The following is a 26,040-nucleotide window of genomic DNA, read 5'->3' as shown; positions in this document are numbered from 1 at the left end:
CCGGGCCCGCGTGAGAAGCGGTGCTTGGGTGGCGGGATGGACATTCTGGTACTGGGCGGAACGGCATGGGTGGGCCGGGAAATATCACGGCAGGCGATCGAGCGCGGTCACCGGGTGACGTGCCTGGCCCGCGGTGAGAGCGGGAAGACCGCGGCCGGGGCGGAGCTGGTCGCCGTCGACCGGCGCGACCCGGCGGCGTACGAAGCGCTGAAGGACCGGGCGTGGGACGCGGTGGTCGAGGTGTCGTGGCAGCCGGCCTTCGTCCGGGGGGCGCTCGAGGCGCTGGGGGACCGGGCCCGGCACTGGGCCTACGTCTCCTCCATCAGCGCCTATGCCTCCCATGCCGAGCCGGACGCGGACGAGTCCGCCGCCCTCCTCCCGCCGACCGACCGCGGTGAGGTCGACCGCGCGCTGTACGGGGAGGCGAAGGTCGCCTGCGAGCAGGCGTCCAGGGCCGCCGTGGGCGACCGCCTGCTCATCGCACGCGCCGGGCTGATCGGCGGCCCGGGCGACCACTCCGGACGCACCGGCTACTGGGTGGCCCGCGCCGCCCGCGACCCGCACGGCCCGCTGCTGGTGCCCGACGCCCCGGACCTGCCCACCCAGGCGGTCGACGTACGGGACCTCGCCGCCTGGCTGCTCGACTCGGCGGAGAGCGGGCGCACGGGGACGTACGACGCCGTCGGCCCGGTCGTTCCGTTCGCGGAGTGGATCGAGCTGTCCCGCGCGCTCGGCGGCCACACCGGCCCGGTCGTCACGGCCGATTCGGCGTGGCTGCGCGCGCAGGGCGTCAACGAGTACATGGGCGAGGAGTCGCTGCCGATGTGGCTGGTGGACCCGGACTGGCAGGGCTGGTCGGCCCGGAACGGCTCGGCGGCGCAGGCCGCGGGGCTCCGCCACCGCCCCCGGGCGGAGCTGCTGGCCGACACCCTGCGCTGGGAACGCGAGGAGGGCCTGGACCGGACCCGCCGCGCGGGCCTCAGCGCGGGGCGGGAGCGCGAGCTGCTGGAGCGCCTGGGCTGACCGTCGGCTTCCTCAGCCGCCCTGCGCCGCCCGCGGGGCCGCGTGGTTGCGGCGCGGCTCCGGGGAGCGGGGGCGCTCCCGGGTGGAGCCGCACAGTTCGGCCGTCAGCTGCTCGACCAGCTGGACGAGGTCCGTGGGCCGTTCCGGGCCCCACCAGTCGCCGAGGAGCTCCGCGAGGGACTCCTCGCGGGCGCGTGCCAGGCGGGCGGCGACGTCCACGCCCTCGTCGGTCAGGATCAGCTGGAGGCCCTCGCGGCGTACCAGGCGACGTTCCTCCAGCTGGCGGGCGGCTTCGGTGATGGCCCTGATCGGGACGGGCGTGGTGTCGGCGAGCCGCCCGGGCTCGACCGTGCCGTGCCGCCGGACCCGCAGCAGCAGCCAGCTCGCGGCGGGCAGCAGGTCCAGGCCCGCGCGGGCGGTGATCTTCTCGTAGACCGCCTTGCGGCCCTCGCGGGAGCCGAGCACCGACAGGGCGCGGGCGCACTCCTCGTACGAGGACCGGGTCACCGGGTTGGAGGCGAGGGTCTCGCTGGCGTCGGGCGCGGTGACCGAGCCGCGCAGCCGGTCCTCCTTCAGCAGCCACGCGACGAGGAAGGCGACGAGCACGACGGGCGCCGCGTACAGGAAGACGTCCGTGATGGACGTGGCGTACGCGTGCAGGACGCCGGTGCGCAGGTCGGGCGGGAGTTCGGCGATGGCGCGCGGGTCGGCGGCGAGCTGGTCGGGCCCGGCGCCGGGCGGCAGCTCCTGCCCGGCCAGCGCGTCCCGCAGCCTGCCGGTGAGCAGGTTGGTGAAGACCGTGCCGAAGACGGCCACGCCGAAGGAGGCGCCGATGGAGCGGAAGAAGGTGGCCCCGGAGGTGGCGACGCCGAGGTCCTCGTACCCGACGGCGTTCTGCACCACCAGCACCAGGACCTGCATGACCAGGCCCAGGCCGGCGCCGAAGACGAAGAAGTACACGCTCATCTCCGCGTCCGAGCTGGTCTCCTCCAGCCGGTGCAGGAGGACCAGCCCGAGGGCGGTGACGGCCGTCCCGGCGAGGGGGAAGACCTTCCAGCGGCCGGTGCGGCTGACGAGCTGCCCGGAGAGGGTGGAGGTGAGCAGCATGCCGAGGACCATCGGCAGCATGTGCACGCCCGACATGGTCGGCGAGACGCCCTGCACGACCTGGAGGAACGTCGGCAGGTAGGTCATCGCGCCGAACATCGCGAAGCCGACGATGAAGCTGATGACCGAGACGAGCGTGAAGGTGCGGATCCGGAACAGCTTCAGCGGCAGCACCGGTTCCGCGGCGCGCTTCTCGACCCGGACGAACCACAGGAGCAGCACGGCGCCGAGCACGGCGAGGCCGATGATCTGCGGCGAGCCCCACTCCCAGGTGGTGCCGCCGAGCGAGGCCACGAGCACCAGGCAGGTCGCGACGGAGGCGATGAGGAAGGTGCCGAGGTAGTCGATGGTGTGGCGGGTGGGGCGCGCCGGGATGTGGAGGACGGCGGCGATGACGAAGAGCGCGACGATGCCGACGGGGATGTTGATGTAGAACACCCACCGCCAGGACAGGTGCTGGGTGAACAGCCCGCCCAGGAGCGGCCCGAGGACGCTGGTGGCGCCGAAGACGGCGCCGAAGAGGCCTTGGTAGCGGCCGCGTTCGCGCGGCGAGACGATGTCGCCGACGATCGCCATCGACAGCACCATCAGACCGCCGCCGCCGAGGCCCTGGACGGCGCGGAAGAGGATGAGCTGCGGCATGTTCTGGGCAATGCCGCACAGCGCCGAGCCGACGAGGAAGAGGACGATCGCGGACTGGAAGAGCTTCTTCCGGCCGTACTGGTCACCGAGCTTGCCCCACAGCGGCGTCGCGGCCGTGGCCGCCAGCATGTAGGCGGTGACGACCCAGGAGAGGTGCTCCATGCCGCCGAGTTCGCTGACGATCGTCGGCAGGGCCGTGGAGACGATGGTCTGGTCGAGCGCGGCCAGCAGCATGCCGAGCAGCAGGGCCCCGATCGCGACCAGGACGGTGCGATGGCTGAGCCCCTCGCCCGGGGCGGGGCCGGGGCTGGTGGCCGGGGTGCTCACTTCCTGTGCCATCGACATCCTCTCCCTGTCCCTGTTCCCGGTGTGGGTCGGTCGGTCGGGTCCGTCGCGTACCCCCTCTTTCCTCTCCCATCCTGGGCGTTCTGGCCCGTTATGGCCTGCCGAACGGGACGCGGCCGGATTCCGGCGGCCGGAAGTGGCTGCATAATCGCTGGCAGTTTCAAGGGGAGGGGACCCACGTTGACGGGACAGGTGTGTCCTGAGTGCGGTACGGCGCCGGCGGGCAGCGGGATGTGCGGTTGCGCCGCCGACGGCTTCGAGCTGCGCATAGGCCCGTACGTGAACCTCGACGCGACGCCCGGCCATGACGCCGCCGGGACGACGGCGGCGATGCCGCTGTACGCGGAGCCGTATGCGCAGCCGTACGCCGATGCGCACGCCGAGCCGTACGCCGAGACGTACGCGGCGTACGGCGGGCAGGAGCAGCCCGACTGGGCGCCGCACGCTGCGCCGGCTGCCGCCCCGGCCCCGGCCCCGGCGTACGAACCGGAAGCCGATACGGAAGCGGAAGCGGAAGTGCCGAGGGACGAGCAGGTCCTCGGGCCGCGCCGCTCCCGGGCCCACGAGCGCGAACGGCGCCGGACCCGGGCCGGGAGCTCCCGCACCGCGCTGGGCGCGGCGGTGGCCGTGGTGGCGGTGGCGTGCGTGGCCACGCTCGCGAGCGGCCTGTTCGAGGGGGACGACGAGTCCGACCGCGTCCTGCCCGACCTCGACGTGAGCGCGCCGGCCTGGCCCAGCGCCCTGCCGGACGGGCCGTCCACCGCCCCCTCCGTCTCCACCCTCCGGTCCGGCTCCGCGGCCGGTACGGCCTCGGCGTCGCCCTCCGTCTCCGCCTCCGCGTCCCCGTCGGCGTCCGCCTCCGCCTCGGCCTCCGCTTCCGCGTCCGCCGGTACGCCCTCGGGAGCGTCCTCCGCCACGGCCCCGGGCGCGTCGGGCCCGGGCGGCGGCGGGCGCCCCTCGCCCGCCCGCACCAACGGCCAGGTCCCCGCCGCACCGGATCCGGAACCCGAACCGGAGCCCGAGCAGGCGCCGACCCTGCGCCGCGGCGACCGGGGCCCGGAGGTCAGCGAGCTCCAGTACCGGCTGCGCCAGGCCGGGCTGTACGACGGCCCCATGAACGGCCGCTACAACGAGGCGGTGGAGGAGGGCGTGTACCGCTACCAGTGGGCGCGCGCCATCGAGGAGGACGACTGGGGCGTGTACGGGCCGGCGACCCGCCGGGCCCTGGAATCGGAGACCACCGGACGCTGAGGCGCTGAGGCGCTGAGGCACTGACGGGAACCCCGGGCTGGCGCTGGGGCTGCTTTGTTTTGTATCGTCGAGGAACAAAGTGGTCCCGCCCGTACTCCCTGACCGGCGGGCGGGCCACTTCGTACCGCTTTGTGCTGCTTCATGCCGCTCGAACCCCTTCATGCGGTCTCGTATCGCGTCCGCGCCCCCTGCTTCCGTGGAGTCCTTCCATGACGACGCCCGCCGCGCCCGCCACCACCCTCCTGACCACCCGGGCCCTCCTGCTCGACATGGACGGCACCCTCGTGAACTCGGACGCCGTGGTGGAGCGCTGCTGGCGCCGCTGGGCGCTCCGGCACGGGCTGGACCCCGAGGAGGCCCTCAAGGTGGTGCACGGCCGCCAGGGCTACGCGACCATGGCCGTCCTGCTGCCCGACCGGCCCATGGAGCAGAACCACGCCGACAACCGCGCCATGCTCGCCGAGGAGACCGCCGACCTCGACGGCGTCGTGCCCATCGGCGGCGCACCCGCCTTCATGGACGCCATCGCCGCACTCCCGCACGCCCTCGTCACCTCCGCCGACGAGAAGCTCGCCCGGGCCCGGATGGGCGCGGCCGGCCTGCGCATGCCGGACACGCGCGTGACCGCCGAGCGCGTGGGCGCGAGCAAGCCGGACCCGGAGGGCTTCCTCAAGGGCGCCGCCGAGCTGGGCTTCGACCCGGCCGACTGCGTGGTGTTCGAGGACTCCGAGGCGGGCATCGCCGCGGGCCGCGCCGCCGGGATGCGCGTGGTGGGCGTGGGCCCGCGCGCGGGCGCCTTCGCCCCCGACGCCCTCGTACCGGACCTGTCGCACGTACGCGTGGAGGCGGACGGCGCCGACGGCACCATCCGCCTCCACATCACGGGGTTCACGGCGTAGGAGTCGGGCGGCGGTCGGCGGCCGGATCGCCGTCCGCGCTCACGGCCCGTCGCCCGGCGGGCTACGGCGCCAGCGCCTCGTACAGGCTGAAGCCCGCCAGCGCCAGCATCAGGCAGGCGGCGACCTTGGTGATCAGCCGCAGCGGCACGTACTTCATGAGCGTGCGGCCGCCCAGGATGCCGATTCCGGCGACCGCCCACAGGGCCAGGACGGCGCCGAGGCCGACGGAGAGCGGGCTGTCGTAGCGGGCGGCGAGGTTCGCGGTCATGATCTGCGTCAGGTCGCCGAACTCCGCGACCAGGATCAGCATGAAGCCCGCCCCGGAGACCTTCCAGAAGGACTGGTCGGCCGGGGCCTTGATCTTCTCCTCGTCCCCGTCGTCCTTCTTCAGCAGCAGCACCGCCGCTCCGCAGAGGAACAGCACGCCCACCAGCGCCTGCACCAGCCGGTGCGGCAGCAGGGTCAGCACACTGCCGGCGGCCACGGCCAGGGCGACGTGGACGGCGAAGGCCGCGGCGACGCCCGCGAAGACGTAGGAGGCGCGGTAGCGCGTGCCCAGCATGAGCCCGGCGAGCGCGGTCTTGTCGGGAAGCTCGGCGAGGAAGACGACGCCGAAGGTGATCGCCGTGATGGTGAGGCTGAGCACGGATGGTTCCTCAATCGGTCGGGCACCGCCGCACCGAGAAGAGACGTGTCAGGGGTCGCTTCGGCACGGCGGCACCATGGGCATGTCGGGCATGTTCATGGCACTGCTGTTGCCGAAGGTCTCGCTGGCGGGCCCCTGACGAGGCCGCCTCCGGGCGCCGGCCGGGCGCGTGGCCCAGCAGTATGTCGACGTTCCGGCGAAGAGCTACTCCCCTTCTGCTCCGTCCAGGGTACGGGATCCTCACCCCGGGGGCCGCTCGCGGAGCTCCTCCCGGTGCAGCTTCCCGCGCGCGATCAGCTCCAGCACCGCCGCCACCGCGACCGCCTGCACCGCCATCAGCCCCACCAGCACGAACACCTGCACCGCCCCCGCCTCCAGCGGCGCCGCGCCGCCCAGCAACATCCCCACGAAGGCGCCGGGCAGGGTGACGAGCCCCACCGTCCGCGTCTGGTCGAGCCCCGGCAGCAGGGCGTCCGCCGCCGCCGCCCGCGCGACCTCCAGCCGGGCGTCACGCTCCAGCAGCCCCAGCGCGAGCCCCGCCTCCACCTCGCCGTGGCGCGTGGCCAGCTCGTCCAGGGCGCGGCGCCCGCCGAGCACGGTCGCGGTGAGCGCGCCGCCGATGAGGATGCCGGTGACCGGGATCAGCGCGATGCCCCTGACCGGTACGAGCCCGGTGAGCAGCAGGGCCGCGACGACCGGGACGACCCCGGCGGCGATCGGCACGGCCGCCCACCACCAAGTGCCGTTGGGCGTGACGCGGCGCCCGGCGGTGCGTACGGCGACGGCGTACATCAGCAGCAGGAAGGCGAACAGCAGGGGCACGGCCCGGACGACCCAGCCGATGACGAACGAGACGGCGGCGAGCTGCACCGCCGCCCGGACGCCCGCGGTGACGGTGTCGCGCGGCGGCCGGAGCCGGGCGACGGCCACGACGGTGGCGGCGACGGCGAGCAGGACGGCCAGAACAGCCGCGAACGTGGCGTTGACGGGCAGCAGCACACGTCAACCCTAAAGCCGGACAAGGCAGGTGCCGGGACGTCAGAAACCGGGCACACCTCTTGATGTGACGTGCACACGTCGCCACTCTGTAACCCGGCGCATCCCCCGGGGAAACCTGGCGCCACCACGATGACCGAGCGCCCGAACGGGCGTGCGGCCAACACCCCCACATCCCAAGGGAGTCACCCATGTCCGGTGTCCTGTCCGGTGCCCTGTCCGGTGTCTACGCGCGTCGAATAGCCCGTCGAACCGCCCTGCTCACCGCCTCCGCCGCCCTCACCGCCACCGGCGTGCTGGCCACCGCCCCCACCGCCCAGGCCGCCCCGCCGACCCCGATCAGCGCGGCCACCGCCCGTACGTACCTGGGTCAGCTCACGGTCCGGGCGGAAGGTTCCTCCAGCGGCTACAGCCGCGACCTGTTCCCGCACTGGAGCACCCAGTCCGGCACCTGCAACACCCGCGAGGTCGTCCTCAAGCGCGACGGCGTCAACGTCGTCCAGGACTCCTCCTGCGCGGCGGTCAGCGGGAGTTGGTACTCGGAGTACGACGGCGCCACCTGGAAGGCCGCGTCCGACCTGGACATCGACCACGTCGTCGCCCTCGCCGAGGCCTGGCGCTCGGGCGCCAGCGGCTGGACGACCTCGCAGCGGCAGGCGTTCGCCAACGACCTCGCCCGTCCGCAGCTCATCGCCGTCACCGACGACGTCAACCAGGCCAAGAGCGACCTCGACCCGGCCGAGTGGCTGCCGCCCCGCACCGCGTACCGCTGCACGTACGCCCGGATGTGGGTGCACGTGAAGCACCACTGGAACCTCAGCGTGGACACGGCCGAGAAGAGCGCGCTGCAGTCGGTCCTCAACGGCTGCTGAACCGCGGGACCGCCGACACCGGGCCTCCGTCGTTCCGTACCGTAGGGGGTACGGGGCGACGGAGGACGCCGGGCGAGGAGGCCGCACATGGCAGCCGGACTACGACTGGGGCCGGTACTGCGGTACGTCGACTGGAACGGCGGCGGCCGCGCCACCGTCTGGGTCGAGACGGACCGCCCCTGCACGGCCGAGGTCCGCTGCGCCGACGGCGCCGGCGGCGAGACCCGCACCTTCCGGGTCGCCGGCCACCACTACGCGCTGGTCCAGGTCACCGGCCTGTCGCCCGGCACCACGACCCCGTACGAGGTGCTGCTGGACGGCCACCGGGTGTGGCCGCCGGCCGATGCGCGGTACCCGGCGAGCACCATCACCACGCCCGGCGCGGGCGGCACCGACCCGCTGCGGATCTGCTTCGGCTCGTGCCGCTGGTCCGCGCCGCCGGGCGACGGCAAGGACCCGGTGGGCCCGGACGCGCTGGACAAGCTCGCCGCCCGCCTGGCCGCCGACCCCACCGCCGAGCGCCCCGACGTGCTGCTCCTCATCGGCGACCAGGTGTACGCCGACGAGACGTCCGCCGCCACGCGCCGACGGCTGGGCGCCCGCCGCGACCTGCGCGAGCCGCCGGGGGACCAGGTGGCGGACTACGAGGAGTACACCTACCTCTACGACGAGTCCTGGCAGGACTCGGGCGTGCGCTGGCTGCTGTCCACCGTGCCCAGTTGCATGATCTTCGACGACCACGACGTGGTCGATGATTGGAACACCAGCGCCGCCTGGGTCGCCGACATGCGCCGCACGGGGTGGTGGCGGGAGCGGATCCTCAGTGGGCTGATGTCGTACTGGGTCTACCAGCACCTCGGCAACCTCTCCCCCGACGAACTGGACGCCGACCCGCTGTACGCGGCGGTGCGCGCGGCGCCCGACGGGGCCGAGGTGCTGCGGCGGTTCGCGGCGGACGCGGACGAGGACCCGGCGAGCGTGCGGTGGAGCTACCGGCGGGACTTCGGGCGGACGCGGCTGCTGATGGTGGACACCCGGGCGGGCCGGGTGCTCGACGAGCGGCGGCGGGCCATGCTCGACGAGGCGGAGGAGCGGTGGCTGCGCGACGAGGCGCTGGCCGACCGGGCCGCCTGCGACCACCTGCTGATCGGCACCTCGCTGCCGTGGCTGCTGCCGCCCCTGATGCACGACGCGGAGGGCTGGAACGCGGCGCTGTGCCGGGGTGAGCGGGGGGCGCGCTGGGCACGGTTCTCGGAGGCCGTGCGCCGGAAGGCGGACCTGGAGCACTGGTCGGCGTTCCCGGAGTCGTTCGAGCGGCTGGCGCGGCTGCTGGCGGAGGCGGGCAGCGGGCCGGACGCCCCGGCGACGGTGTGCGTGCTGTCGGGCGACGTGCACCACGCGTACGTCGCCGAGCCGGTGTGGCGCGAGGCGGCGCCGCGCTCCCGGGTGCTGCAACTGACCTGCTCGCCGGTACACAACCGCATCCCGGGCTCGCTGCGCTGGGGATTCCGCTTCGGCTGGAGCGGGGCGGGGCGGGTGCTCGGGCACGTGCTGCGGCGCCACGGGCGGGCGCCGCGCCCGGTGGTCGACTGGCGCCGCACGGGCGGGCCGTGGTTCGGCAACCAGCTGATGACGCTGACGCTGCGCGGGCGCTCGGCGCGGCTGCGGCTGGAGCACGCGCGGGAGGGGGGCGGGCTGGTGACCGTCCAGGAGGAAGCGGTGACGCGTGGGGCCTGACGCGTGGGGCCTGACGCGTGACGCGTGACGCGTGACGCGTGGGGCCTGACGCATGACGCGTGACGCGTAAGGGTGCGCCGCCACGCCTGTGAACGTCCGGTGAATGTCCCGTACAGGCATGTCACGATCCCGCACACAGCGGACAGTGAAGCTCTCACCAAGGCTTCGGTGGGGGCGGCGGCACCGGCATGATGAGCGTTCCGCTTGCCGCACCCGCCTGCCTGGGGAGTCCGCGCCTTGTTCGTCTCGCCCGTTCCGCCCGCACTCACCCCTGCCATAGCCCTGGTCGGCGCCGGCCCCCGCGGTACGTCGGTACTGGAGAGGCTCTGTGCCTCCGTGCCGGAGCTGGCCCCCGGAGCCCCGCTGACGGTCCACGTCGTCGACCCCGCCCCGCCGGGCGCCGGCCGCGTCTGGCGCACCGACCAGCCCGCCGAGCTGCTGATGAACACGGTCGCCTCCCAGGTCACCGTCTTCACCGACGACAGCGTGCGCTGCGAGGGCCCGATACGCCGGGGGCCGAGCCTCTACGAGTGGGCCGCCACCCGCTCGTACGGACTCGGCCCCGACGACTACCCGACGCGCGCCTGCTACGGGGCCTACCTGGAGTGGGCGTTCACGCGCACGGTGCGCGAGGCGCCACCGGAGGTGACCGTACGGGTGCACCGGGCCCGGGCCGTGCGCCTGACGGACGGCCCCGACGGCCCCGACGGACCGCAGACCCTGGAGCTGGACGACGGCACCGTGCTGACCGGCCTCGCCGCGGTCGTCCTCGCGCAGGGCCACCTGCCGTCGGCCGCCGGCCGGACGGAGGCGGAGCTGGGCGCGTACGCGGAACGCCACGGCCTGCGCTACTTCCCGCCCGCCAACCCCGCGGACCTCGACCTCTCCGGCCTCGCGGCCGGGGAGCCGGTGCTGCTGCGCGGCCTCGGCCTCAACTTCTTCGACCACATGGCGCTGCTGACGGAGGGCCGCGGCGGCACCTTCGAGCGGACCGGTTCGGGCTCCGGGCTGGTGTACCGCCCATCGGGGCGCGAGCCGCGCCTGTACGCGGGGTCACGGCGCGGTGTGCCGTACCAGGCGCGCGGCGACAACGAGAAGGGCGCGTCGGAGCGGCACGAGCCGGTGCTGCTCACGCCGGACGTCATCGAGACGTTCCGCAAGCGGGCGGAGGCGGGCGATCCGCCGGACTTCCTGGCCGAGGTCTGGCCGCTGGTGGCGCGCGAGGTGGAGACGGCGTACTACGAGAAGCTGCTGCCGGCCCGCTCGGGCACCACCGCCCCCGGGTTCCGCACCCGCTACCTGGACGACCCGGAGGCGGCCCTGGACGCGTACGGCGTGGCCGCGGCCGACCGCTGGTGCTGGGACCGGCTCGCGCGCCCGTACGGCGACGAAACGTTCCGCTCGCCGGTCGAACACCGCGCCTGGCTGCTCGCGTACCTGCGCCGGGACGCCGCCCAGGCGGCGCTCGGCAATGTCACGGGCCCGCTGAAGGCGGCGCTGGACGTGCTGCGCGACATCCGCAACGAGCTGCGGCAGATCGTGGACCACGCGGGCCTGTCGGGCGCGTCGCGCCGCGACCACCTCGACCGCTGGTACACGCCGCTGAACGCCTTCCTGTCCATCGGCCCGCCGCGCCGCCGCATCGAGGAGATGGCGGCGCTCGTCGAGGCGGGGGTGCTGGAGGTGGTCGGCCCGCGCCTGCGCGTCCGCACCGAGGCCGGCACCTTCGTCGCGGAGTCACCGGAGGTGCCCGGCTCGGCCGTGGCGGCGACCGCCCTGATCGAGGCGCGGCTGCCCGAGCCGGACCTGCGCCGTACCGGCGACGCCCTCCTCGCGGACCTGCTGGCGACGGGCGCGTGCCGTACGCACGTGGTCGACGGGTACGACACCGGCGGCCTGGACGTCACGCCGCGCCCGTACCGCCTGATCGACCGTCACGGGCGGGTGCATCCGCGACGGTTCGCGGTGGGCGTGCCGACGGAGGGGGTGCACTGGGTCACGGCGGCGGGCGCCCGGCCGGGCGTCGACTCGGTGACCCTGTCGGACGCGGACGCGGTGGCGCGGGCGGCGCTGCAGGCCGCCGCGCGACCTGACACAGTCCGATTGTTGAAGTTGCAAGCAATGGTGAGGGCGACCTAACCTGGGGTCTCATCGGTACGTCCCCGCCGAACAGGAGTTCCCCCATGCCCGCACCCGTGTCCACGCCCCCGTCCACCCCCACGTCCAGGTCCACGTCCACGTCCACGCTGACGGACCGCCTCGACCAGGCCCGCCCCTACACCCTCGGCCTGTTCCGCGTCGTCGTCGGCCTGCTCTTCCTCTGCCACGGCGCCGCCTCGCTCTTCGGCGTCCTCGGCGGCGCGGTCGGCGGCGGCACCGTCCCGGCCGGTGCCTGGCCCGGCTGGTACGCGGCGGTGATCCAGCTCGTCGGCGGCGCCCTGGTACTGGTCGGCCTGGGCACGCGGACGGCCGCCTTCCTCGCCTCGGGCTCGATGGCGTACGCGTACTTCGCGGTCCACCAGCCCATGGGCCTGTTCCCGCTGGAGAACGGCGGCGAGGCTTCGGCGCTCTTCTGCTGGGCGCTCCTGCTGCTGGTGTTCACGGGCCCGGGCGCGCTGTCCCTGGACGCGCTCTTCACCTCGCGCGGGTCCGCGGCCGTGGCGGAGGAGTTCGGCACGACGGAGGCGCGCGCGGGCGCGGACGAGCGCGACAAGAAGGGCGACCCGGTCGCCGCCTGACACCCCGCCGGGCGTACGCTCTGGGCCTGTGCAGCCGCCCTGCGGCGCGGGACCGGGGAGTGAAGTGCTCGAAAGCGTGGGGTCGCTGACCGCCGGCCCATGGATCTACGCGGCCGTCGCCGCATCCGTCGTCCTCGACGTCTTCCTGCCGGTCCTGCCGAGCGGCGTCCTGGTCGTCACGGCCGCCACCGCCGCCGCCACCGGCACCGGCTCCCTGCTCACCCTGACGCTGTGCGCGGCGGCCGCCTCCCTCGCCGGCGACCTCGCGGCGTACGCCCTGGCCCGACGCGGCGGCGCCCGCCTCGACCGGGCCATCGCCCGCTCGCGCCGCCTCACCACCGCGCAGGAACGTCTCGGCGCGGCGCTGGCCCGCGGTGGCGGCCTCCTCGTCGTCCTCGCGCGCTTCGCCCCGGCGGGCCGCTCGGTGGTCTCCCTGGGCGCGGGCGCGGCACGCCGCGAACCCGGCGAGTTCCTGCCGTGGTCGGCGCTGGCCGGCGTCGTCTGGGCGACGTACAGCGTGGGCCTCGGCTACCTCGGCGGCCAGTGGCTCGGCGCCACCTGGACGGCCGTGGCGGTCTCGGCCGTGGCGCTCGCCCTGGCCGGCAGCCTGGCGGCCTACGTCATGCGGCGCCCTGCTCCTGCTTCCTAGGGCTCCCGGAGCCGCGCACCTCGAGGTCGTCCAGCAGCGCGCGGGTCGCCTCGGCGACCTGCTCCACGGCCCGCTCGAACACCTCGCGGTTGTGCGCGGCGGGGACGTGGAAGCCGGAGACCTTGCGTACGTACTGGAGGGCGGCGGCGCGGATGTCCTCGCCGGTCGCCTCGTGGGAGAGCGCGGGCGGGCGGAGGGTCTTGATGCTGCGGCACATGCCTCCAGTCTGCCCCCGCGCCGCTTCAGCCGCCGCGGCGTTCCCGTTCCCGCTGCTCCTCCCTGAAGCGCTCGACCGGGTACGTGGCCCAGTCCGCTCGGTGCAGGTTGCACCGCGCGACCCCGACCATGGCCAGCCGCCTGCACGTGCCGCCGTTCTTGGTCGGCGCACCGCACGGGGTCTGCGTACGAGCCATGACTCTCGCCTCCTGCCTCTCCGACGCCAAGGTCCCCCTCCGTCAGCGTGGAACCTCCCCCTCCGCTCCGGCAGGGCGCGCACCCGATGCCGCCACGGCACGCTCCGTCGCGCACGCGGGCCGGGCGGTCGCGTGCGCGACGGCGGCGACGGGCGGCGCGCGGGCGGCTTAGGGTGGGCGGATGCGACGATCATGGTGCGACCGCCGGGGGCGCATCCCCGGAGCGAGGACCGGCGCCGAGTGAAGCCCGACCTGCCGCACCTGCCCTACGACCCGGAGGGGGACCGCACGCCGCTGCGCTGGCTCGTCGGCGTCCCCCTGGTGATCCTCGACGTCCTGATGGCGGGACTGTGCTTCGCGGCCTACCGCACCCAGCCCCAGGGCGTCTGGGACGACGGCGCCTACGCCGGCATCGACGCCGTCTGCCTCTTCGTCCTGTTCCTCGGCTTCTGGGCCGTCCTCCTCACCCTGCTGCCCTCGCGGCGCCGCGTGCTGAGCCGGTGGTGGCTCGCGCCGCCCCTCGTGCTGATGCTCCTGGCGGTGGTGCGGGCGGCCACGGTCTGATCGCGGCGGCGCGGGGCTCCGCCCGTGCGGAGGAGACCGTGCGGACCTACGCTCGAAGGGGACCGACGTACCGCGCATAAGGGAGGCAGGCACCATGTCCAAGCGAGGAAACAAGCGCCGCGCCCGCAAGAACCGCAAGGCGAACCACGGCAAGCGCCCCAACTCCTGACCGCGTCGGCGGCGTTGTCAGTGGCGCCTGCCACCATGGCCGCATGAGCCACGTGATCACCCGGAAGACCATCACTCTGAGCAGCATGCTCGCCTATCTGCGGGGCGGCGAGCCGACCGATCACCAGCGGCGCATGCTCGACGAGATGCGGCAGCACGCCGAGGCCACCCAGCGACGCCTGGACCACCAGGACATCGACTGGGGCCTGACCGTCCCGCAGGCCCTGGAGCACCTGGTCGCCGGACGGGCCGACGCGGAGGGCCCGTACGTGGGCAACGCCTACTACACCGCGCTGCTGTCCCTCATCGAGTGCACCGGCTCCGACCCCATCGACGTGGGCGTCTACTCCAAGCCGTCCACGTTCTTCGGGCGCATGGACGACGAGCTCGCCCGCCTCGGAGTGCCCGCCGACCTGCTGCCGCACCGCATCCTCTACGCGGACCTGCCCGACGGGATCCCGTTCTCCATCCCGAGCCCCGTGGACGGCTACCCGGCCATCGGCCACCTCCCCCTGTCCAAGGCCAAGGCGGTCGCCGACGCGTACACGGCCGTACTGGACCGCATGGACGACGCCTTCGCGTACGACGCCAAGCACCTCATCGAGATATTCGAGACCGAGCACGAGGAGTGGCAGAGCGCCCTGAAGTACGGCCACACCATGGACACGCTGCTGTTCTGGATCAGCGGCTGAAGCCGCGCTGCCGACGCCTGCTACTGTGCCGCCGAGTGCAGACCGGTCAGAGAACCCTCGAGGTCCGCGGTCAAGGGGGGCGGGCACAAAGGTCCCCGGAAGCCATCTCGGGACTGTGTCGCAGGCCGCAATCCCGCCCCCCTCACCTCAGCTCACGCCTCGCGGCTGACGGCTGACGGCTGACGGCTCACGGCTGACGGCTCACGGCTCACGGCTCACGGCTCACGGGACAGTGGCGGACATGGCGACACGCAAGACGGACAGGACCCGGGCACCCCGGCTCCCCGACATCCGGCTCCCTCCGCTGCGGCCGTACGTGGACGGCGCGCTCGCGGTGGACGAGGCGTACGACGAGCTGGAGTTCACCGGCGTCGACCTCCACGGGCAGAACGGGCGGGGCGCCCGCTTCACGGAGTGCGCCCTGATCCGGTGCTCACTGGACGAGACCTCCCTGCGGCGGGCGCGGTTCGCCGACTGCCTCCTGACGGGCGTCCGCGGGATCGGTGTCGACCTCGCCGAGGCGTCGCTCCGGGATGTGGAGCTGGCCGACGTGCGGTTCGGCGGGCTCCAGTTGCACGGCGCGACACTGGAGCGGGTCGTCGTACGCGGCGGCAAGATCGACTACCTGAACCTGCGGCAGGCCCGGCTGAAGGACGTGGTCTTCGACGGCTGCGTACTGGTCGAGCCTGACTTCGCGGGGGCGCGACTGGAGCGGGTGGCCTTCCGCGACTGCGCACTGCGGCAGGCCGACTTCAGCGGCGCCCTCATGGCGGACGTGGACCTGCGGGCGGCCGGAGACCTGGACATCGCGCGCGGCGTCGACCGCCTCTCCGGTGCGGTGATCAGCCCGTCCCAACTGCTCGACCTCGCGCCGGCGTTCGCGGCGCAGCTGGGCGTACGGGTGGAGGCGATGCCGGTCGACGGCGCGCGGTGAGCGCGTCAGTCGATACCGACGGTGAACGTGGAGGTGCTGCCGTCCGCGGCCGTCAGGGTGACCGGTCCGAACGTGATGATCAGAACGGAGTTGCCTGCGGGGGCCCGGTAGTAGCCGGTCGCCCCGGTGATCCGGACGGCGACGGCCACGAGGGCGGAGGCGGTCGACTCGTCCGCGTCGATCTCCGGCTGGGCGAGCCCCTCGTGGCCGTGGGTCTCGGCCCAGTCCCGGAACGTGCGGGCGTCGCGGCTCATGCCGGGAAGGATGCTCTCGTTCGCCCAGGCCCACAGCCAGGAGCGTGACGACGGGCTGAAACTGCCGAGGATCTGGGCGGGAGCCGTCGCGGTCCGGTCGGGGAAGGTCCAGGTGATGAGGCCGGTCTCCTGGTCCAGGCCCCACCGGTCGGCCGAGCCCAGTCCCCAGGACATGTGTGCGCGAGCCGACTGCTCGATCATGTCCTCGCCCTGCGGCAGCAGCTCGCTCAGGTCGGCGGCTTGAGGCGCGGCCTGACCCTGTGCCGCGCTCTCCCGCTTGCCGGCCCGCTTGAACATACCCATGCCGTGGAGTGTGCCAGTGAGCAGGGACGACGGCGCACGCCGGGTGGGTCAGTCGAAGAGGGCGACGAGCCCGTTGACCCAGATCGCGAGGAAGGCGAGGACCGCCACCAGGCAGCCTGCCCCGGCCAGGACGCCGGAGACGGACCACCCGCTGTCGCCCTGCTCCGCCTCGGACACCTCCTCGTCGAACGGCACCGCGTCCCAGTCGACGTCGCGCCCCACGGCCTCGGAACAGGCCGCTCGTACCGCCGCCAGCTGCTCCTGCGCGAAGGCGGAGGGGGCGAGGGACTCAGGGCCGCGCCAGGCGAGGGCTCGCATGCGCCACGAAGCCGTGCGGTAGCGCGCCTCGAAAGCGGCGGTCTCGGCCTCGTCCCGGTCCTCCTCGAGGTACATCCAGCGGCCGGCTTCCGCGGCGTCGCCGTAGAGCCGGTACACCTCGGCCAGGCGCCGGCGCAGCGCCAGGTCGTTCGGGAAGGACGACACCAGTCCGCGCAGGCGCTGGCGCGCGACGGGCACACGGCCGACGGCCAGGTCGGCCTCGACCCGGGCGAGGGTGTCTCTCAGGGGCATGAACGTATGATCGGCTACCGCGGCGACCGCCGTCGAACCGGTTTCAGCGGCAGAGCCCCATGATGAGGTCGTCGAAGTCGGGGAACTCCGACGCGGCCTGCTCGATCACGGCAGCCGCCGGCGCCCGGTGGTCCGGTGCCCAACGCTCCGCGACGGCCGTCAGTTGGCGATGGGGGCGGGGAGTCCGGCCGGACGCGTACGGGGTTGCCGCCTCCCAAGGGCCGAAGCCGTCGGCCAACAGCCACAAGAAGGCGCCCAGGTCGCGTGCGACGACGCCGGTCTCCCCTTCGGAGCCGAGGAAGACGACGGGCTGCTCGACCAGCGGCCGGCCGGGCCGGACCAGCCACACCGCCGCGTACCCGCCGGAGCCGTCCTGCCCGAACACGCGGAAGTGGTCGCCGTCCACCTCGCCGTTGCCGGTCCAAGCCCGGAACCAGTCGGTTGTCTCCTCGGCGGAGAGGAAGGCTTCGAAGGGCTCGAAGTCGACGCCGTCACCGTCGGCGTAGTCGAACCCGACCGCCAGCGCGGCGGCGAGCGCGGCGGGGAACTGCCGGTCTTCGCACGGTGTCACGCCGAACAGACTAGCGAGGGGCCCGCGATGCCAGCCGGACCACCTCGTGGGCGAAGCGCTCAGCGAGTCGGACGGCATGGGTGGCGCTCTCCCGCTGGGCCGTCACGGAGAAGGTGTGGGTGCCGGCGTACGAGGTGAAGGCGGCCAGGGTGCCCATCCGGGGCGGGAGGCAGGAGACCACGTGCAGCGTGCCGACCCGCCGGCCGGCCAGACGCAGCGGCGCCTCGCTGAGCCGGAAGTTGGAGCAGGAGACGGTGGCCATCCGGGGGTTCGCCATCAGCCACTCGCCGACGGTGTCCAGCGCCCGCGGCCCGAGACGCGAGCCCAGCGCCGTCACCAAGGACAGCCCTCCCCTCGCCCGTCCGCGCGCCTTGTTCACGGCCATGGCGCGGTGCACCGCGCGCAGACGGCCGACGGGGTCGTCCACGTCCAGGGGGAGCCGCAGCCGCACCGACGACACCACATTGCCCAGCCGGTGCTCCAGCCCCAGGTGCGGCCGCAGGTCGACCGGCACCGCCGCGTACACCCTCGTCGGCGGCCGCGCCCCGGGCCGGCGGCCCGGCACCGTGCGCAGAGCCCCCGTGAAGGCGGCCAGCACGACGTCGTTCACGGTCACCGCCGCCTCGCCCGCGGCGCGCCGCGCCCGCTGCACCACGTCGTCGTCGACCGTGGACCAGGCCGCAGACCGGCCCGTCCCCGTGGGGCGGCGCGTGACGGACGCGGGGACGGCGACCCCGCGCAGGCACGCGGCCTCCTCCCGGAGGCGCCGTGCGAACCGCGGGCCGGACTCGGTCTCCCGGGCGGCGGCGACCTGTTCACCGGTGAGTCCACCGGCGTCGTCGCACAGCAGACGCAGCACCGTGCCCACCGACGAGCCGTCCAGCAGGGCGTGGTGGACGAGGAACACGAGCGCCTGCCGGCCCTCCTGCCACGGCAGCAGGCGCACCTCCCACAGCAACCCCCCGGGCCGCTCGGGCAGAGCCCGCTCCAGCAACGAGGACACCGCCCCCGGCAGGGACCCACCCGGCGGAACCCGCAGCGCTGACACCGGCGGCGACTCCTCGCCGCGCCCCGCCGCGCACCACCGATACGTCCCGTCGTCGGCGGCGCTCCACCACAACCGCCCGACGTTCCTCCACCGCCGCGCCACCAACTCCGCGACCTCCGGCACGGACAGGGGCGCGCCCTCCACGGAGAGAACGGCGGCAAGGGTCAACGGCGTCCCATGCCGCCGCTGAAGACCGGCCAGCATCGCGTCCACCGGCGACATCGCCACGAACATGCCCGCTCCACCCGATCCGCCCCGCCTGAAACGGCAACACCTGAGACCAGCCGTCCCGCAGAGACACCGTCGACTCCGGGGGAGCCACTCTAGGCCCGAGCGGAGGCGGACCGGTGGACTCGCCGGCTCACCCTCCGGCAAGTCAGGAACCGAACAGGGCCGGGTGCGGGCAGGGGGGCCGGCTGCCAAGAACGCCTCCCTCGAGAGCTTGCCCGGGTACGCCGGATGCCGAGTCAGGAACGCGCCCCGCCCCAATTGGTCGTACTCCGCGGTGCCGTGTGCCCCATCGTGCGCCGGACGCCCTCTTGCGCGGCTCACCCTCACGCTGCGTTGAGTGGGGCTCTGCAGAACTGCGCCGAGAGGACCGGTACCTCATCTGGCACCACCACGAGCAGCTTCACCCGCCGTCACGGTAGGAAGCAGCCGATCCCGCTCCGCCGTCAGGCGCGGCCGGCCGCGTGGTTCGGCTGCTCAGGAGGCTTCCCGGCCGTGAGCGGCATCGCCGTCGCTGCCGGACAGAGATGACGAAGACCCCCAGCCATGATCGGCGGGGGGTCTCTGTGCACTGGTGGGCGCGGACGGTTTCGAACCGCCGACATCTGCTTTGTAAGAGCAGCGCTCTACCCCTGAGCTACGCACCCGTGGAGTGAGGCAACAGCGTACATCGCTCCCTGGTGTGTCCTGCAAACCCGTGGCAAACCCGTGGCCTGAGGCATGGCCGGCCACAGCGGCGTGCGGGGGTTGTCCCTACCCCGGGAAGGGTGGGTCCCCGGATCGCGGTCGGGCGCGCGGTTACGTAGCGTAAAGGGGACACAGCAGCTCTACCTGGGGGTTCATCGTGACCGGACGCCGTACGCGTCGCCGTATTCGTACTTTTGTCGCCGTCGGCGGGGCCGCGCTCGTCGCGGTGGGGGTAACCGGGTGCGGTGAGGCCGATGTGGCGGGCGCGCCGGTCGAGAGGAAGGTGTTCGCGTTCGAGGGGGAGGCCCTGACCATCGACTCGGAGAACTCCGAGCTGGTGCTGGTGCCGGCCGATGTGAAGGACGTGGAGGTCAGCCGGCAGATCGACGGGTGGGTCGTCGCGGGCGAGGGGCCCACGCCGACGTGGCGGCTGGAGGGCGGGAAGCTCACGCTGCGCGTGAAGTGCGACGCCATGATCAGCGACTGCCAGTCGCGGCACGAGGTGAAGGTGCCGCGCGGGGTCGCCGTCACGGTGCAGGGGGACAACGGGAGCGTGAGCGCCGACGGGTTCCGTACGGCGCTGAAGGTGCAGGCCGACAATGGCCGGGTCGTCGTGAGGGACGCCATGGGCCCGCTGGAGCTGCAGAGCGATAACGGCGAGATCGTCGTGGAGCGGGCCGTGTCGAAGAGCGTGATCGCGCGGGCGGACAACGGCGTGATGCGGCTCGCGTTCGGGGCAGCGCCTCAGCGGGTGGAGACCACCAGTGACAACGGCGAGATCACGGTGGAGCTGCCCCGCGGGAAGACCGCGTACGCCGTCGAGACGCGCAGTGACCACGGCGAGGTGAAGGTCGACGTGCCCCGCGACGGGAGCAGCCCTCACATAGTCAAGGCACGGAGCGACAACGGGCACATCACCGTGCGCACGGCGGACTCGGCGAGCTGACCGGGCGGATCCGGAGCACCGGCGGAGCGAACTGAACGGCCCGTGTGTTCGTCCTTACCTGGTGGGAGAATGACCGGGCAGGGGCGGACACGGCACGGGAGCGGGATGTGACGGCGACACACGCGCGGCGGTACGCGACGGACGTCCTCGCGCTGGTGCTGCTGCCTGTGCCGCTCCTGATCGCCGCCGCGCCGGCCGCCTTCGCGGGCGGCGGCACCCGGCGCTGGTTCGGCGGGCGGGGCGACAGCCGGAGGGCCGACGCGCAGGCGGCCAAGGATGCCGCGGCCGCGGCGTTCTACGAGCTGGACAGTGCGCAGCGGGACCTACGGATCTCCATCGAGACGATCACCGCGGTCGACGGGTCGCCGGCCGCGCGGCGGGCCGTGGACGACTTCGCGGAGCTCGGACGGCGCATCGACGAGGTGAGCCACGCGTACATCACGGCGGTGGACGCGTACGACCTGGACCGGGACGACCTCGACGGGTCCACCGCCGCCAGGGCGCGGGGCGAGCTGAACCGTGCCAAGGACGAGCTCGTGCGGGTCAAGGGCGAGCTGGACCGGTTCGAGCAGGGGCTGCGGCCCTTGCTCGACCAGGCGGAGACGCAGCTGTCGCGGCTGGCGCCGGCGGTGGAGCGCGCTCGGGCGGCGCTGCTGTCCGCGAGCACCGCTCTCGACGCGGTGCGCGGCTCCGGTATGCGCGCGGACGATCTCGCGGCGCGGCTCGCCTCCCTCGCGCCCGAGCTGACCAAGCTCAACGAGGGCGCGGGCCGGCACGGTGTCGCCGAGACGCTGCAGCGCGCCGACCGGGTCGTACGCGACGCCGAGGCGGTGCGCGGGGAGGCCGAGCGGCTGCCGGAGCGTGCCGCCGAGATGGCCAAGCGGCTCGTCTCCCTCCGCACCCGGGCGCAGGCGCTCGCCAACCGCGCCGCCTCCGTGGAGCCGGTCCTCAGCGAGCTCCGCCGCCGGTTCACGCTCGCCTGCTGGCAGGACCTCCAGCCCGTCCCCGAGCAGGCGGCGCGCGGCGTCCGCCAGGCGGAGGAGAAGCTGGAGGAGGCGGCCAAAGCTCACGCCGAGCAGCGCTGGGCGGACGCCACCGCGCTCCTCGGCACGGTGCGGGCGGTGCTGAACAGCACTGACGAAGCCGTATCGGCCGCCGGTGAGCGGCTGCGGCGGCTCGACGCCGTGGCGGGGGATCCTCAGCAGGAGATCGAGCGCACCCGCTTCGCCATCCGCGACGCCCAGCGCCTCGCCATGGCCGGCCGCAACACCCCCGATCCCCGTCACGCGCGCCCCCTGGACGACTCCGTCGCCCGGCTGGAGCGGGCCGTCGCCGGGCTGGAGGCGGGCCCCCACCCCGACTACTGGCACTTCCTGAAGGAGACCGAGGCCGTGCGGGCGACCGTGGCGCACGTGGTGGAACTGATCAGGGGGGAGCGCGCTGGGGGCGGCGGGACTCCGGGCGCCGGCAGGCGAGGGGTCTGAGCCGGACGGGCTCTGCACGGGCGTACGCCTCGTTAACCTGGGTCCATGCCTCGTTACGAATACCGCTGCCGCAGCTGCGGCGACACCTTCGAGCTGAGCCGGCCCATGGCCGAGTCCTCCGCTCCCGCCGCCTGCCCCGCCGGGCATGACGACACCGTCAAGCTGCTGTCGACCGTCGCCGTCGGCGGCGTCGCCTCGAAGGGGGCCGCGCCCGCACCGGCCGCCGGCGGTGGCGGTGGCGGTGGGTGCTGCGGCGGCGGGTGCTGCGGCTAGCCGGAGGCCGCGGCCTCTCGGGGGGTTTCGGCGGGGGCGGCAGGGGCGGCTTCAGGGTCCCTTCAGCCACCGGTTCCTAGCGTGGCTCCATGGAACGCTGGATCAACAGCCTCATGGACACGCTGGGCGCGCCCGGCGCCGGAGTGGCCATCGCCCTGGAGAACCTCTTCCCGCCGATCCCGAGCGAGGTGATCCTCCCGCTGGCGGGCTTCGCCTCCGCCACCGGCCGGATGAGCCTGACCGCCGCGCTGCTGTGGACCCTCGCGGGCTCGGTGATCGGCGCGCTCGCGCTCTACGGGGCCGGGGCGGCGCTCGGCCGGGACCGTATGGTCTCCCTCGCCGTGCGGCTGCCCCTGGTGAAGGCCGCCGACATCGAGCGGACGGAGGCGTGGTTCGCCCGGCACGGCACCAAGGCGGTGTTCTTCGGGCGGATGATCCCGGTCTTCCGTTCCCTCATCTCCGTTCCCGCCGGGATCGAGCGGATGCCCCTCCCCCTCTTCCTCGTGCTGACGACGGCCGGCAGCGCGATCTGGAACACCGCCTTCGTGCTCGCCGGTTACGCCCTCGGCGACAACTGGGCCGACGTCACCCGCTACGTCTCCCTCTACTCCACCGCCGTGCTGGTGACGGCAGCGGGCGCGGTCGTCGTCTTCGTGGCCGTACGGCTGCTCAGGCCGGGTACGGGAGCGCGGCGGAGCGGATGAAGCGGCGCAGGATCTCCTCGCCCGCGACGACGCCCTTCTCCTCCAGCACGTCGACGTGGTCCGCGCTCCAGCCCGTGTCGGCGAGCTCCCCGTGGCCCGGCCGCCAGGCCCGGTCGGCGGCGAGCAGCAGGTCCGCGTCGAGGAGGGAGTCCCCCGCCGCCAGGACACGGGACGCGCCGGTGCGTCGCGCCACTTCCCGCATGGCCGCGCTCTTGGTGAGCGGCTTCGGCACGGCGTACACCTTCCGGCCCTGGAGGGACACGGTCCAGCCGCGCTCCTCCGCCCACTCGGCGAGCTCCTTCACCCAGCCCGCCGGCAGCAGGGCGCGCTCGACGACGAGGTAGGCGAAGAGCTCCTCGGCGACCCGCTCCTTGAGCAGCCAGGCGGGGTCGGCGGCGGCCAGCAGGTGGGCGCGGACCTCCTCCAGCGTGGCGCACTCGTCGGCGAGGCGGCCGGCGACCGTGCGCTGCCAGCCGGCATCGGTGACGCCGTCGACGAGGAGGTGCCCGCCGTTCGCGCAGATCGCGTACTCCGGCGCCGGGCCGGGGAGTTTGATGCGGTGGTACTGCTCACGCGTGCGGGTGGTGGTCGGTACGAAGACGGCGTGGCGCGGCAGGTCGGCGAGGAGCGTGGCGGCGGCCTCGGTCACGTACGACAGCGGCTTGTGCTGGTAGACCTCGACGCAGAGCAGGCGCGGCGCGTCGACGTCCGGCATGGTCAGGCCGAGGGCGGCGGGCGAGTAGATGAGGGTGCGGTCGAGGTCGCTGGCGACCATCGTCACGGCGGTCATCGGCCGGAGACCGCCTTGCCGTCGGCGCCGGTGGCGCCCCGCGTGTACTGGGGGTGGATGAGGCCGACGCACGTGTACGGCAGGCCGTCGACCTCCTCGACCGGTACGCCGCGCTGGTGGGCGAGGAGACGTACGTGGTCGAGGTCGGCACCCGCGCCGCGCTGGGCGAGGATCTTCCAGGGCACGCGGCGCAGCAGGACGCGCGTGGTCTCGCCGACACCCGGCTTGACGAGGTTGACGTCGTGGATGCCGTACGCCTCGCTGATCCGCTCGACGGCCGCCCAGCCCTCCCAGGTCGGGGTCCGGTCGGTGGCGAGGAGCTCCTTCACGTCGGCGTCCACGGCGTCGGTCACCTCCTCGAAGCGGGCGGCGACGGTGTCGAGGAAGTCGCGGGAGACGTCCGCCGCGGCGAGCTCGCGGTAGTACTTGGCGCCGTGGTAGTCGGCCGGGCCGACCAGGTCGGCGCGGAGCACGGTGCGCGATATCAGTCCGGAGACGGTGGAGTTGAGGCAGGCGGAGGGGATCAGGAAGTCCTCGCGGGTGCCGTAGGTGCGCACGCAGGAGCCGGGATCGGCGAGGACCGCGATCTCCGGGTCGAAGCTGGGGAAGTCGCGCAGCGCCTCGGCCAGTTCGCGGGTGATGGCGCCCTTGCCGGTCCAGCCGTCGACGAAGACGACGTCGGCGGGGTTGTGGTGGGCGGCGAGCCAGCGCAGCGCGTTGGCGTCGATGCCGCGGCCGCGCACGATGGAGACGGCGTAGTGGGGCAGGTCCAGGCCGTGGCGGTGGCGCGCCCAACGGCGCATGAGGACCCCGACGGGCGTGCCGGCGCGTGCGAGCGAGACCAGCACCGGCCGCGGCGACCGCTCCGCGAGGACGGTCTCGGTGACGGTGCCGACGGCGCGGGCGATGCGCGCAGCGGACGCGGTGAGCGCGGCCCGGTACAGCTCCTGGTACTGCGGCGTCGGCTGGTACTCGACGGGCAGCGACTCGGCGTAGTGCGCGCCGCCGCGCTGGATCGCCTCCTCCCGCTCCTCGGTGGGCGCCTCCAGCTCGACGCCGGAGAGGTCCTGGAGGAGCCAGCCGACCTCGTCCGGGGCGTAGGAGGAGAAGGCGGGGCCGCGGAGGGGCTCGGGCAGCATGAGGTCCGTTTCGGATTCGGATGCGGAGTCGGATGCGGGTTCGGATACGGGGTCGAGGTCGGGTTCGGGTTCGGGTTCCGGGACGTACGACGGTACGACGGCGAGCACGACGCGCGGTATGTGGGCGGCGAGTTGGGCCAGCAGCCCGTCCGGGGCGTGCAGGGCGGGCGTGTCGGCGGCGGAGTCGACGACGGCGACGACGGCGTCGAAGCCGGCGCCCGCGACGTTGTAGGCGTACCGGTCGCCGGGCCCGTCGGCAGGGTCGTCGTGGGCGGGGAAGACGAGCCGGGTGCGTATGGCGTAGCCGGGGTCGTCGACGGCGAGGACGGGCGAGCGGGTGGTGGTCGAGTAGCGCACCTCGGCGGCCCCGGCGCGCTGCTCCAGGGCGACGGCGAGCGCGAGGGGCGCGTACATGAGCTCCTCGGAGCCGAGGACAAGCACACGGGGTGGAGTATCGGGGCCTGCGGGCACGGAGGCCGGCACCGGCAGGTCCAGCGCTTCCGCGAGGCGTTCCGCCATGGCCGGGAGCGCGGCGTCGAGGCGGGCGCGGTGGTCCGGCGTGAAGCCGTGGCGGCCGCCGTCGGGCACTCCGGCGGGCCAGCCGAGTTCCACGCGGCGCACCGCGTCGCCGGGGCTCGCGGCACCGGGCGTACCGACCGGCGACGCGGGCGGCGGGTACGCGGCGACCAGCGCCTGGCCCCGTTCCAGTACGCCCTCCGGCAGCCGTACGGTGCCCGAGGCCAGCGCGACCAGGTCCACCCGGGCGCCGATCTCGGCGGCGAAGGCGGACAGCCGGGCGCGGTCGGCGGGGGCGCGCATGTCGACCAGGGCCACGATCACATAGCGGTCGCGCGGGTGGCTCTCGTGGAGGGCCCGCACCGTGTTCAGCACGGTGTTCCCGGTGGAGAACTCGTCGTCGACCAGTATCAGCGGCCCGCCGCCCGCCAGCAGCTCCGGGTCCTCGGGCAGCAGGAGGTGCGAGGTGGCGTGCGAGTGGGACTCCTCGAAGCCGCCCGCGCGCGGGACACCCGGCACCGGGCGGCGCGTGGAGTGCAGGTACGGCGCGACACCCAGCCCGTCCGCGACCGAGTGGCCGAGGCCGGTCGCGGTCTCGGCGTAACCGAGGACGACGGCCCGCCGGGCCTCGGCGGGACCGAGGAGTTCACGGACGCGGACGCCGAGGTCGTAACCGGAACGCCACACCACCGTCGGGCTCTGCGGTACGTGCTTGCCGAGCACGTTCGAGACGAGCAGGTGCGCTCGCTTGGGGTTGCGGCGCAGGGCCAGGCCCAGCAGCTCGCGCAGCGCGGGGTCTCCGTCCAGTTCGACGCCCAGCCGCTCGGCTACCCATGTGCCCGACCACACCA

26 protein-coding genes, 1 tRNA gene and 1 pseudogene are annotated in these 26,040 nt (G+C 73.9%); 16 read left to right on the top strand and 12 right to left on the bottom strand.

Annotated features, from left to right (window positions below):
- Positions 1 to 36 precede the first annotated feature (36 nt).
- Positions 37 to 1,023: an NAD-dependent epimerase/dehydratase family protein gene (locus AC07FJ_RS02125; protein WP_479044323.1), complete on the top strand. Its 987-nt coding sequence runs from the start codon at positions 37 to 39 to the stop codon at positions 1,021 to 1,023.
- A 12-nt stretch (positions 1,024 to 1,035) separates the two neighbouring features.
- Here AC07FJ_RS02125 and AC07FJ_RS02120 read toward each other — a convergent pair whose 3' ends face one another.
- Positions 1,036 to 3,111 carry an MFS transporter gene (locus AC07FJ_RS02120; RefSeq protein ID WP_479044321.1) on the bottom strand — a complete coding sequence of 692 codons (2,076 nt, stop codon included), beginning with the start codon at positions 3,109 to 3,111 and terminating at the stop codon, positions 1,036 to 1,038.
- 186 nt (positions 3,112 to 3,297) lie between these two features.
- Between AC07FJ_RS02120 and AC07FJ_RS02115 the strand changes: the two genes are divergently transcribed.
- Positions 3,298 to 4,368, top strand: coding sequence for a peptidoglycan-binding domain-containing protein (locus tag AC07FJ_RS02115; RefSeq protein WP_479044319.1), 1,071 nt, complete (start codon positions 3,298 to 3,300; stop codon positions 4,366 to 4,368).
- Positions 4,369 to 4,577: 209 nt separating this feature from the next.
- Positions 4,578 to 5,267 carry an HAD-IA family hydrolase gene (locus AC07FJ_RS02110; protein ID WP_479044316.1) on the top strand — a complete coding sequence of 230 codons (690 nt, stop codon included), beginning with the start codon at positions 4,578 to 4,580 and terminating at the stop codon, positions 5,265 to 5,267.
- 61 nt (positions 5,268 to 5,328) lie between these two features.
- Here the strand turns inward: AC07FJ_RS02110 and AC07FJ_RS02105 are convergent, their stop codons facing one another.
- Together AC07FJ_RS02105 and AC07FJ_RS02100 are read right to left on the bottom strand one after the other, a co-directional pair.
- Positions 5,329 to 5,913 carry a TMEM165/GDT1 family protein gene (locus AC07FJ_RS02105; RefSeq protein WP_403549960.1) on the bottom strand — a complete coding sequence of 195 codons (585 nt, stop codon included), beginning with the start codon at positions 5,911 to 5,913 and terminating at the stop codon, positions 5,329 to 5,331.
- 240 nt (positions 5,914 to 6,153) lie between these two features.
- Positions 6,154 to 6,912, bottom strand: coding sequence for an ABC transporter permease (locus AC07FJ_RS02100; RefSeq protein WP_479044313.1), 759 nt, complete (start codon positions 6,910 to 6,912; stop codon positions 6,154 to 6,156).
- A gap of 212 nt (positions 6,913 to 7,124) precedes the next feature.
- On the opposite strand from AC07FJ_RS02100, the gene AC07FJ_RS02095 reads away from it, so the two are divergent.
- The 5 genes from AC07FJ_RS02095 (at position 7,125) to AC07FJ_RS02075 (ending at position 12,905) form a co-directional block, all read left to right on the top strand.
- Positions 7,125 to 7,781 (top strand): HNH endonuclease family protein, encoded by a 657-nt coding sequence (locus tag AC07FJ_RS02095; protein ID WP_361415142.1) that lies wholly within the window; start codon positions 7,125 to 7,127, stop codon positions 7,779 to 7,781.
- Between the two features lie 87 nt (positions 7,782 to 7,868).
- Positions 7,869 to 9,518 carry an alkaline phosphatase D family protein gene (locus AC07FJ_RS02090; RefSeq protein ID WP_479044311.1) on the top strand — a complete coding sequence of 550 codons (1,650 nt, stop codon included), beginning with the start codon at positions 7,869 to 7,871 and terminating at the stop codon, positions 9,516 to 9,518.
- 237 nt (positions 9,519 to 9,755) lie between these two features.
- Positions 9,756 to 11,657, top strand: coding sequence for an FAD/NAD(P)-binding protein (locus tag AC07FJ_RS02085; RefSeq protein ID WP_479044309.1), 1,902 nt, complete (start codon positions 9,756 to 9,758; stop codon positions 11,655 to 11,657).
- A 107-nt stretch (positions 11,658 to 11,764) separates the two neighbouring features.
- Positions 11,765 to 12,256, top strand: a complete 492-nt coding sequence (locus AC07FJ_RS02080) for a DoxX family protein (RefSeq protein ID WP_479045244.1) — start codon at positions 11,765 to 11,767, stop codon at positions 12,254 to 12,256.
- A 64-nt stretch (positions 12,257 to 12,320) separates the two neighbouring features.
- Positions 12,321 to 12,905 (top strand): DedA family protein, encoded by a 585-nt coding sequence (locus tag AC07FJ_RS02075; RefSeq protein ID WP_479044307.1) that lies wholly within the window; start codon positions 12,321 to 12,323, stop codon positions 12,903 to 12,905.
- Here AC07FJ_RS02075 and AC07FJ_RS02070 read toward each other — a convergent pair.
- On the bottom strand, positions 12,877 to 13,122 hold the full coding sequence (locus tag AC07FJ_RS02070) for a DUF2277 domain-containing protein (protein WP_479044305.1): 246 nt from the start codon (positions 13,120 to 13,122) through the stop codon (positions 12,877 to 12,879). The two genes, AC07FJ_RS02075 and AC07FJ_RS02070, sit on opposite strands and share 29 nt — an antisense overlap.
- Before the next feature lie 25 nt (positions 13,123 to 13,147).
- A complete protein-coding gene (locus AC07FJ_RS02065) occupies positions 13,148 to 13,318 on the bottom strand; it encodes a hypothetical protein (protein ID WP_479044302.1) in 171 nt (56 codons plus the stop codon).
- A gap of 240 nt (positions 13,319 to 13,558) precedes the next feature.
- Between AC07FJ_RS02065 and AC07FJ_RS02060 the strand changes: the two genes are divergently transcribed.
- From AC07FJ_RS02060 to AC07FJ_RS02045, 4 genes are all read left to right on the top strand, one after another.
- Complete coding sequence (locus tag AC07FJ_RS02060) at positions 13,559 to 13,882, top strand: hypothetical protein (RefSeq protein WP_479044300.1); 324 nt, start codon at positions 13,559 to 13,561, stop codon at positions 13,880 to 13,882.
- A gap of 94 nt (positions 13,883 to 13,976) precedes the next feature.
- Entirely contained in the window at positions 13,977 to 14,051 is a 75-nt protein-coding gene (locus tag AC07FJ_RS02055) for a 50S ribosomal protein bL37 (protein ID WP_403550818.1), read from the top strand.
- Between the two features lie 43 nt (positions 14,052 to 14,094).
- Positions 14,095 to 14,742, top strand: coding sequence for a DUF7691 family protein (locus AC07FJ_RS02050; RefSeq protein ID WP_479044298.1), 648 nt, complete (start codon positions 14,095 to 14,097; stop codon positions 14,740 to 14,742).
- Positions 14,743 to 14,983: 241 nt separating this feature from the next.
- Entirely contained in the window at positions 14,984 to 15,676 is a 693-nt protein-coding gene (locus AC07FJ_RS02045; protein WP_479044296.1) for a pentapeptide repeat-containing protein, read from the top strand.
- 5 nt (positions 15,677 to 15,681) lie between these two features.
- Here the strand turns inward: AC07FJ_RS02045 and AC07FJ_RS02040 are convergent, their stop codons facing one another.
- The 5 genes from AC07FJ_RS02040 to AC07FJ_RS02020 all read right to left on the bottom strand — a co-directional run bounded on the left by AC07FJ_RS02040 (position 15,682) and on the right by AC07FJ_RS02020 (position 19,297).
- Positions 15,682 to 16,233 (bottom strand): DUF6882 domain-containing protein, encoded by a 552-nt coding sequence (locus tag AC07FJ_RS02040; RefSeq protein ID WP_479044295.1) that lies wholly within the window; start codon positions 16,231 to 16,233, stop codon positions 15,682 to 15,684.
- A gap of 48 nt (positions 16,234 to 16,281) precedes the next feature.
- Complete coding sequence (locus tag AC07FJ_RS02035) at positions 16,282 to 16,803, bottom strand: DUF6584 family protein (RefSeq protein ID WP_479044293.1); 522 nt, start codon at positions 16,801 to 16,803, stop codon at positions 16,282 to 16,284.
- Between the two features lie 43 nt (positions 16,804 to 16,846).
- On the bottom strand, positions 16,847 to 17,374 hold the full coding sequence (locus AC07FJ_RS02030; protein ID WP_479044291.1) for an SMI1/KNR4 family protein: 528 nt from the start codon (positions 17,372 to 17,374) through the stop codon (positions 16,847 to 16,849).
- 10 nt (positions 17,375 to 17,384) lie between these two features.
- On the bottom strand, positions 17,385 to 18,656 hold the full coding sequence (locus AC07FJ_RS02025) for a WS/DGAT domain-containing protein (protein WP_479044289.1): 1,272 nt from the start codon (positions 18,654 to 18,656) through the stop codon (positions 17,385 to 17,387).
- A 566-nt stretch (positions 18,657 to 19,222) separates the two neighbouring features.
- Positions 19,223 to 19,297 (bottom strand) — tRNA-Val (locus tag AC07FJ_RS02020).
- A 266-nt stretch (positions 19,298 to 19,563) separates the two neighbouring features.
- Between AC07FJ_RS02020 and AC07FJ_RS02015 the strand changes: the two genes are divergently transcribed.
- From AC07FJ_RS02015 to AC07FJ_RS02000, 4 genes and pseudogenes are all read left to right on the top strand, one after another.
- Positions 19,564 to 20,283 carry a DUF4097 family beta strand repeat-containing protein gene (locus tag AC07FJ_RS02015; protein WP_479044286.1) on the top strand — a complete coding sequence of 240 codons (720 nt, stop codon included), beginning with the start codon at positions 19,564 to 19,566 and terminating at the stop codon, positions 20,281 to 20,283.
- A 107-nt stretch (positions 20,284 to 20,390) separates the two neighbouring features.
- A complete protein-coding gene (locus tag AC07FJ_RS02010; RefSeq protein ID WP_479044284.1) occupies positions 20,391 to 21,767 on the top strand; it encodes a hypothetical protein in 1,377 nt (458 codons plus the stop codon).
- A 45-nt stretch (positions 21,768 to 21,812) separates the two neighbouring features.
- A complete protein-coding gene (locus AC07FJ_RS02005) occupies positions 21,813 to 22,040 on the top strand; it encodes an FmdB family zinc ribbon protein (protein WP_361414040.1) in 228 nt (75 codons plus the stop codon).
- Positions 22,041 to 22,129: 89 nt separating this feature from the next.
- A pseudogene (locus tag AC07FJ_RS02000) lies at positions 22,130 to 22,741 on the top strand (DedA family protein); the annotation flags it as partial.
- Here AC07FJ_RS02000 and AC07FJ_RS01995 read toward each other — a convergent pair.
- Positions 22,710 to 23,534 carry an HAD family hydrolase gene (locus AC07FJ_RS01995; RefSeq protein ID WP_479044282.1) on the bottom strand — a complete coding sequence of 275 codons (825 nt, stop codon included), beginning with the start codon at positions 23,532 to 23,534 and terminating at the stop codon, positions 22,710 to 22,712. The pseudogene AC07FJ_RS02000 and the gene AC07FJ_RS01995 overlap by 32 nt on opposite strands.
- Entirely contained in the window at positions 23,531 to 26,038 is a 2,508-nt protein-coding gene (locus tag AC07FJ_RS01990; RefSeq protein WP_479045241.1) for a phosphoribosyltransferase, read from the bottom strand. The genes AC07FJ_RS01995 and AC07FJ_RS01990 overlap by 4 nt, the downstream gene beginning before the upstream one ends.
- Between the last annotated feature and the right edge of the window lie 2 nt (positions 26,039 to 26,040).

This window comes from Streptomyces sp. NPDC045998 (genome assembly GCF_056430285.1).
This window is presented reverse-complemented; position numbering and strand designations above follow the sequence as displayed.

What these genes read in the sequence shown, in the direction of transcription:
- AC07FJ_RS02125 (WP_479044323.1), top strand. Translation starts at nt 37, where the DNA reads ATGGACATTCTGGTACTGGGCGGAACGGCATGGGTGGGCCGGGAAATA.
- AC07FJ_RS02120 (WP_479044321.1), bottom strand. Translation starts at nt 3,111, where the DNA reads ATGGCACAGGAAGTGAGCACCCCGGCCACCAGCCCCGGCCCCGCCCCG.
- AC07FJ_RS02110 (WP_479044316.1), top strand. Translation starts at nt 4,578, where the DNA reads ATGACGACGCCCGCCGCGCCCGCCACCACCCTCCTGACCACCCGGGCC.
- AC07FJ_RS02090 (WP_479044311.1), top strand. Translation starts at nt 7,869, where the DNA reads ATGGCAGCCGGACTACGACTGGGGCCGGTACTGCGGTACGTCGACTGG.
- AC07FJ_RS02070 (WP_479044305.1), bottom strand. Translation starts at nt 13,122, where the DNA reads ATGTGCCGCAGCATCAAGACCCTCCGCCCGCCCGCGCTCTCCCACGAG.
- AC07FJ_RS02065 (WP_479044302.1), bottom strand. Translation starts at nt 13,318, where the DNA reads ATGGCTCGTACGCAGACCCCGTGCGGTGCGCCGACCAAGAACGGCGGC.
- AC07FJ_RS02050 (WP_479044298.1), top strand. Translation starts at nt 14,095, where the DNA reads ATGAGCCACGTGATCACCCGGAAGACCATCACTCTGAGCAGCATGCTC.
- AC07FJ_RS02045 (WP_479044296.1), top strand. Translation starts at nt 14,984, where the DNA reads ATGGCGACACGCAAGACGGACAGGACCCGGGCACCCCGGCTCCCCGAC.
- AC07FJ_RS02040 (WP_479044295.1), bottom strand. Translation starts at nt 16,233, where the DNA reads ATGGGTATGTTCAAGCGGGCCGGCAAGCGGGAGAGCGCGGCACAGGGT.
- AC07FJ_RS02035 (WP_479044293.1), bottom strand. Translation starts at nt 16,803, where the DNA reads ATGCCCCTGAGAGACACCCTCGCCCGGGTCGAGGCCGACCTGGCCGTC.
- AC07FJ_RS02025 (WP_479044289.1), bottom strand. Translation starts at nt 18,656, where the DNA reads ATGTTCGTGGCGATGTCGCCGGTGGACGCGATGCTGGCCGGTCTTCAG.
- AC07FJ_RS02005 (WP_361414040.1), top strand. Translation starts at nt 21,813, where the DNA reads ATGCCTCGTTACGAATACCGCTGCCGCAGCTGCGGCGACACCTTCGAG.
- AC07FJ_RS01995 (WP_479044282.1), bottom strand. Translation starts at nt 23,534, where the DNA reads ATGACCGCCGTGACGATGGTCGCCAGCGACCTCGACCGCACCCTCATC.